General features: G+C 72.5%; 6 protein-coding genes. 5 read left to right on the top strand and 1 reads right to left on the bottom strand.

Going from position 1 to position 6,259, the window contains the following annotated elements:
* A partial coding sequence (locus ABZS42_RS28415; protein ID WP_355150403.1) for a nitrate- and nitrite sensing domain-containing protein occupies positions 1-2,068 on the bottom strand: 2,068 nt, incomplete at its 3' end.
* Between the two features lie 489 nt (positions 2,069-2,557).
* Here ABZS42_RS28415 and ABZS42_RS28410 point away from each other — a divergent pair.
* The 5 genes from ABZS42_RS28410 to ABZS42_RS28390 all read left to right on the top strand — a co-directional run bounded on the left by ABZS42_RS28410 (position 2,558) and on the right by ABZS42_RS28390 (position 6,235).
* Positions 2,558-3,241, top strand: a complete 684-nt coding sequence (locus tag ABZS42_RS28410) for a hypothetical protein (RefSeq protein WP_355150401.1) — start codon at positions 2,558-2,560, stop codon at positions 3,239-3,241.
* Between the two features lie 12 nt (positions 3,242-3,253).
* Positions 3,254-4,138, top strand: coding sequence for a hypothetical protein (locus tag ABZS42_RS28405; protein ID WP_355150399.1), 885 nt, complete (start codon positions 3,254-3,256; stop codon positions 4,136-4,138).
* Between the two features lie 65 nt (positions 4,139-4,203).
* Positions 4,204-5,496 (top strand): hypothetical protein, encoded by a 1,293-nt coding sequence (locus ABZS42_RS28400; protein ID WP_355150397.1) that lies wholly within the window; start codon positions 4,204-4,206, stop codon positions 5,494-5,496.
* On the top strand, positions 5,394-5,744 hold the full coding sequence (locus ABZS42_RS28395) for a hypothetical protein (protein WP_355150395.1): 351 nt from the start codon (positions 5,394-5,396) through the stop codon (positions 5,742-5,744). Before ABZS42_RS28400 ends, ABZS42_RS28395 begins: the two co-directional genes overlap by 103 nt.
* Before the next feature lie 107 nt (positions 5,745-5,851).
* Positions 5,852-6,235, top strand: a complete 384-nt coding sequence (locus tag ABZS42_RS28390; protein ID WP_355150393.1) for a hypothetical protein — start codon at positions 5,852-5,854, stop codon at positions 6,233-6,235.
* Positions 6,236-6,259: the final 24 nt, after the last annotated feature.

Below are 6,259 nucleotides of genomic sequence, written 5' to 3'. Positions count from 1 at the left end.
CGATCTCGTGCGTCGGAGGACCCTCCGCCGCCCCGGCGGCGGGCCCGACGGCCGGCACGACCGGATCCGGCGCCGGTTCGCGGCGGCGGCTCACGGCCGCCCGCGGCCGGGGCGTCGGCCGGCTCCGCACGACGGTGCGGCGGCGGTCCGGCACACGGCCTACCACGTCCCCCACGCCCGGGGCCGGCTCGTCGGTGATCAGGTCGGCCGGGACGAGCACCACGGCCGTGATCCCGCCCGCCTCCGACCGGAGCAGGTTCACCCGTACCGCGTGCCGCGCGGCCAGCCGCGCCACCACGAACAACCCGAGCCGGGCACTCTCGGCCGGGTCGAACTCGGGCGAGCGGGACAGCCGCCGGTTCGCCTCCTCCAGGGCGGCGTCGGACATGCCCAGGCCGTGGTCGGTGACCTCCAGGGCGTACCCGCCTGCCACCCGTTGACCGTTGACGGCGACCCGGGTGGCCGGCGGAGAGAAGGCGGTGGCGTTCTCGACCAGCTCGGCGAGCAGGTGGATCACGTCGCCGACCGCCCGCCCGAACACGCCCGCCGGCTGCACGTCGACGATGTCCACCCGGTCGTACGCCTCGACCTCGGAGATCGCCCCCCGAACGAGGTCGACGACCGCGACCGGATTGCGCCAGCCCCGGCCGGGGGCGGCACCGGCCAGGATGACCAGGTCCTCGGCGTGCCGGCGCAGCCGGGTGGCGAGGTGGTCCACCTGGAACAGCTCGGCCAGCTCGTCCGGATCCTCGGTGCCCCGCTCCATCCGGTCGAGCAGGGCGAGCTGCCGGTGCACCAGGCTCTGACTGCGCCGGGCGATGTTCAGGAAGACCTCGTTGAGCCCTCGCCGCAGAGTGACCTCGTCGACCGCCGCCCGGATCGCGGTGCGCTGCACCTCGTTGAACGCGCGACCGACCTGGCCGATCTCGTCGTCGCCGTACTCCAAGGGGGGCGCTTCGCGGCCGACGTCCACCTGCTCGCCACGGCGCAGCCGGGTGACCACCTCCGGCAACCGCTGTTCGGCGAGTTCCAGGGCGGCGGTCCGTACGCCGCTGAGCCGGCGGGCCAGCGTACGGCCGACCCGTACCGCGACCAGCACGGAGACGACGACGGCGACCAGCCCGAGCACTCCGGCGACGGCGAGCCGGATGAGGATCCGGACGGCGGTCGGGACGGACCGGTCGGCGAGCCCGTCGGAGGCGTCCAGCTCGTACTCCCGCAGCTGCCGTTGAACCTCGTCGTAGCTGTCCTGCCAGCGGCCCGGATCCACTGTGGGCACGGCCCGGGGGTCCGCGGTGACCAGGCTGTCCTGCATCGCCCGCAGGCGCGCGAAGTCGGCCTGCTCGGTGAGGCGCTGGTAGGCGGTCCGCTCGGCGGCGGGCATGTCGGCCACCGCGTCCTCGACGAGGAAGCGCTGGTTGCCGATGATCTGTACCAGTCGGGCGTGCTCCCCCTCGGCGAACCGTCCCGCGGCCACCACCCCGCTCAGCAGGGCGTCGGCCTGTGCCAGGAGTTCCCGGGACCGGCCGAGCGCGGTCAATGCGTGCGCCTCCCGGTTGAGGTCCGGCTCGGGCAGCGTCGCGGTGGCGGAGAAAGCCTGGAACGCCGAGGCGATCATTCCGTTGTAGAGGCCGAATGCGCCGGCCCGGTCCAGCTTCCGCTGGTCGATGAAACCCCGTCCGGCGGGGAGCGCGTCGAGGGCGGTGACCAGCTGATCGATGCGCGCCTGCAGCGACGCGTCGGCGGCGTCCCGCAGCTCGTCGCCCGCGATCCGGCGGCGCAGCTCGGCGAGCGCCCGGTCGGTCCGCGCCCGCTGCTCGGTGAGCGCGGCGAGCGGCTCGGTCCCGGCCAGCTGCACGACGGTGAGTCGGCGCTCCCGTTGCAGCTCGGCCACGACCGCCTCGCCGGGGCGACCCAGGTCGTAGAGGAACGTGCGAGCGGCGAGCAGGTCGAGGGCCGGTCCGAAGGTGAGCGTGGTCGCGAAGATCCAGAGCGCCAGCAGAGCGGTCACCGGCACGACGACCAGCGCCGTCAGCTTCGAGCGGATCGGCCAGTCGCGCGTTCTCATCGGACCTCGCCCGGGCGGTATGGCAGGAGGAGCGCCGGCGACGGCCGGGCAGCGCTTTCACCGGGCAGCCTCCCGGCATCGGCGCCGGGCACCGGCACGGGCGCCTTGGGCAGGATACGTAATCAAGGCGAGATGCACTACCGCCCGTTGCGGTCACCACAACGCTCCGATGTGGAACGGCACCCGGACGGTCCCCCCGCCCGGGGTGGCCGCAGTGGCCGCACTCAGGCGACGTCCTGAGAACCCACCGCGGCGATCTTCTTGGAACGAGTCAAATTTCTGTCTCCGGCCGGGTGCGGCGCCCCTCGGTACGCAACCCGGCCCCTGCGGGCCCGCCGCACCGATCACCTGTCGAGGCGAAAACCGGACAAGCAGCACAACGACCACCCACCGGCGTGCGGGGGCCGAACGGATCGCCCAGGAAAAGTGCGGCGGATCGGGATTGGCGATCACTGAGCCGAGGGAATACCGGGTGACGAAGGAGGAGCCATGTCGCTCACGCAGATAATCGTCATCGTCATCGCCGTACTGGTGGTCGTGGCGGTGGCCGTCGCCGCCCGGTCACTGGCCCGCCGCCGTTCGCTGCGGAACCGGTTCGGACCGGAGTACGACCGGATGGTCGGCGAACGGGACAGCCGCGCCGCCGCCGAGCGGGAACTGCGCGATCGGGAACGCCGGCACTCGGAGCTGTCGCTCACCCCGCTCTCGCCGGATTCGCGGGCCCGGTACGCCGCCGCCTGGGAGGAACTCCAGGCCCGCTTCATCGACTCCCCGGCCGATACCGTCGGGGAGGCGGACGAACTGGTCACCCGGCTGATCGCCGAGCGCGGGTACCCCACCGGTGACTTCTCCGACCAGATCGCCCATCTCTCCGTCGAGCACGCCCGCACGCTGGCCCACTACCGCGATGCGCACGAGATCCACCTGCGTAACACTCGGGGCGAGACCGGCACCGAGGAGCTGCGGCAGGCCGTCGTGCACTACCGCGCGCTCTTCGCCGACCTGCTCGGCGAGGAGCCGGTGCGCCCCCGGCTACCGGAGCAGCGCCGACCGGAGGATGCGCACCCCGAGCCGCGTGAACCGCAGGAAGCCCGCCCGGAGTCGCGCGAGCCGGAGGGGAAGGACCCGGACGGGCGCCGGCTGGAGCAGTCCCACGACGCCACCAACCGTTGAGGAGGCACCGCGATGCGCCAGGACAAGCAGCAGGTGAGCAACGACCACCCCGAGGCCGTCCGGTCCAGCCCGGTACCCGTGTCGCCCAACGGCGGCCGTACGGAGGTGCCGGAGGACGCGCTGGACGACCGGGGCACCTTCGACGACCCGTCGGTCGCCGCTGACGGCCACCGGACCGGGCGCACCGACGCCGACGACGACACCCGAGTCGCCCGTACGGCAGAACGGGACTCAGGTGAGGGCGGCTTCCACGAGCCGGGGCCGGTGCCGACCGCGTTCGGCGCCCCCACGGTGGCCGGCGCGGTCGCCGCGTCGGCGCTGGCCAGCCCACGTCCGGAGGACGAGCCGGACGCCCGGGAGGAGCAGACGGCCCGCCCGGGCGACGGCGCCGAGGAGGGCGATCGTGAGGGTTTGCGGGCCGATCCGACCGCCGAACTGCATCGTCGGGGCACGGCCGTCACCGCTGCGGCCGCCGCGTCCGGAGCTGTCCGAACGGACCCCTCGGCGGCCGGAGCGGTCCGGACGGACCCCTCGGCGGCCGGAGTTGCCGGTCCCGCCACGGCCGGTCAACCCGGCACCCTCACCTCGGCGGGAACCGCCCGACCGGCCGGCTCCACCGTGGCAGCCGAACCGGCGAGCCTCTTCGACTCGCTGACGGCGCAGGGGTTCCGCGACCGCTGGCGGGACGTCCAACTGCGCTTCGTGGACGACCCGCGGGCAGCTGCCGGCGAGGCCGAGGCCCTCGTCGAGGAGGCCATCGAGGCGCTCTCCACGGCGCTGGAGGCGCAGAAGAGCGCCCTGGGCGGCTGGCAGGAGGCCAGCTCCGCGGACACGGAGGAGCTGCGGATGGCGGTCCGCCGGTACCGGGACTTCCTGGACCGCGTGCTCGGTCGCTGACCGTTCGTTCTCGAAGGGCGCCCCGGCCACCGGCCGGGGCGCCCTCGTGTCCGGGTCCGTCCATCGTGTGCGGTGGGTCATCCGGCGCGATCGTGCTGGCCTACATCACCATCGGCGGCCTCTCCGGCGCGATCTACAACGAGGTGCTCCAGTTCTTCGTGATCCTGGCCGGTCTGATCCCGGTCACCGTGATCGGCCTGGTGAAGGTGGGCGGTGTCTCCGGGCTGATGGACGCCGTCCGCGACTCGAAGCTCGGCGAGGCGGGACTGCATGCCTGGCAGGACACCGGCACGACGGCGAACCCCCTCGGGGCGCACTGGCTCGGCATCGTCTTCGGCCTGGGCTTCGTGCTCTCGTTCGGCTACTGGACGACCAACTTCGCCGAGGTGCAGCGGGCGCTGCCGGCGAAGAACATGAGCGCGGCCCGGCGTACTCCGATCATCGCCGCGTACCCGAAGCTGCTCATCCCGGTCGCCACCGTCGTCCCCGGCCTGATCGCCCTGGTGCCCGTCAAGGGTCTGGGCGCGCCGAGCGGTGACCTCCAGTACAACAACGCGATCACGCTGCTGATGCGGGACCTGCTCCCCAACGGTGTGCTGGGAGTGGCCGTTACCGGCCTGCTCGCCTCGTTCATGGCCGGCATGGCGGCCAACGTGAGCGGATTCAACACCGTGTTCATCACCGACGACATCTGGCAGGCGTATGTCCGTCGCGATCGGCCGGACGACTACTACCCGCGGATCGGCCGGTACGCGACGATCGCGGCCGTGGTGATCGGCATCGGCACCGTCTTCATCGCGGCCGGCTTCAGCAACATCATGAACTACATCCAGGCGCTGTTCTCGCTTTTCAACGCCCCGCTGTTCGCCACCTTCATCATCGGCATGTGCTGGAAGCGGATGAGCGCGCTGGCCGGGTTCTGGTCGCTGCTGCTCGGCACGCTGGCGGCGCTCGCCACCTACCTGCTCCACAAGAGAGGCTTGGTTCAACTCCGACCTGGAGGAGAGCTTCTGGGGTGCCGGCATCGCGTTCGTCACGGTGGCCGTGGTCGCGGTGATCCTCACCCCGCTGACCGCACCGAAACGCGACGAGGATCTGCGCGGGCTGGCCTACGGCACGGGCGTCATCGACCTGAAGGCCGGTGTGCTGGCCGGGGACGCCGCCTGGTACCGCTCCCCCGTGCTGCTCGGCGTGATCGCCCTCGCGCTCGCCGTCGTCCTCTACATCCCGGTCTTCTAGGAAACGTGTTCGCGAGATGGACAACCACAGCGAGCCGGCCCGCGATCCGCTGGTCGACGGGGCCGAAGCGGAGAAGCGCCGCTCGGCCGCCGCGCGCCTGTTCGACATCCGCCGGGTGATCGGCGGCCTCTTCGCGGTGTACGGGATCGTCGTCACCCTGATGGGGGTCTTCGACAGCCAGGCCGAGATCGACAAGGCGGAGGGTGTTCGAATCAACCTCTGGGCCGGCCTCGCGATGCTAGCGTTCGGCCTGCTCATGCTCTTCTGGCAGTGGGTTCGCCCTGCCGAGCCGCCCGCCGCCGCCGAGCGGGACCGGGTGAGCGATCAGCCGGACGACGCCGGGTCCGCCCACCCGGAAGGTTCCTGAGCCGGCGCGAACACCCCGCCACACCCCAGGCATGACAGGCCACCCACGGGGTACGCGATCGGATCAGGAAACGTTCGGGAGGGGCCACGGGACAGGAGGGCAGCAGCATGAGCGATCGTGACCGCCAACCGCCGCTGGAGGAAAGCCCGGAGATGGCCGCGGCGGCGGACGACGACAGCACCGTCCCGCAGCTCCGGACCGGGGGCGGTGGCGACCGGGACAATCCCGCCTTCGCCCAGCCGGGTGACCCCACGAACCGGGGCGCGCCGACCGAGGATCTGCTCGGTGATCCGTACGCGGCGGGCACCGGAGCCACCGGCACCGGAACCGGCGCGGGCGGGGACAACATCCGCACCGGGGTTGAGCAGCCCTGGGATCCGGAGGACCTGGTGATGGCCCGCGGGCAGGACCTGACGCCGGAGAACCTCGAACGTGCCCGCCGGGACCTCGACGAGCTGGGCCAGGCCGCCGTGGAGCGCACCGTGCCCTGACCCGTCGGCCGCCACGAGGAGAGG

It is taken from the genome of Micromonospora sp. NPDC005367 (assembly GCF_040606825.1).
Classification (GTDB): domain Bacteria; phylum Actinomycetota; class Actinomycetes; order Mycobacteriales; family Micromonosporaceae; genus Micromonospora.
The sequence above is the reverse complement of the archived record's forward strand: the minus strand, read 5'-3'. Positions and strand labels throughout refer to the sequence as shown.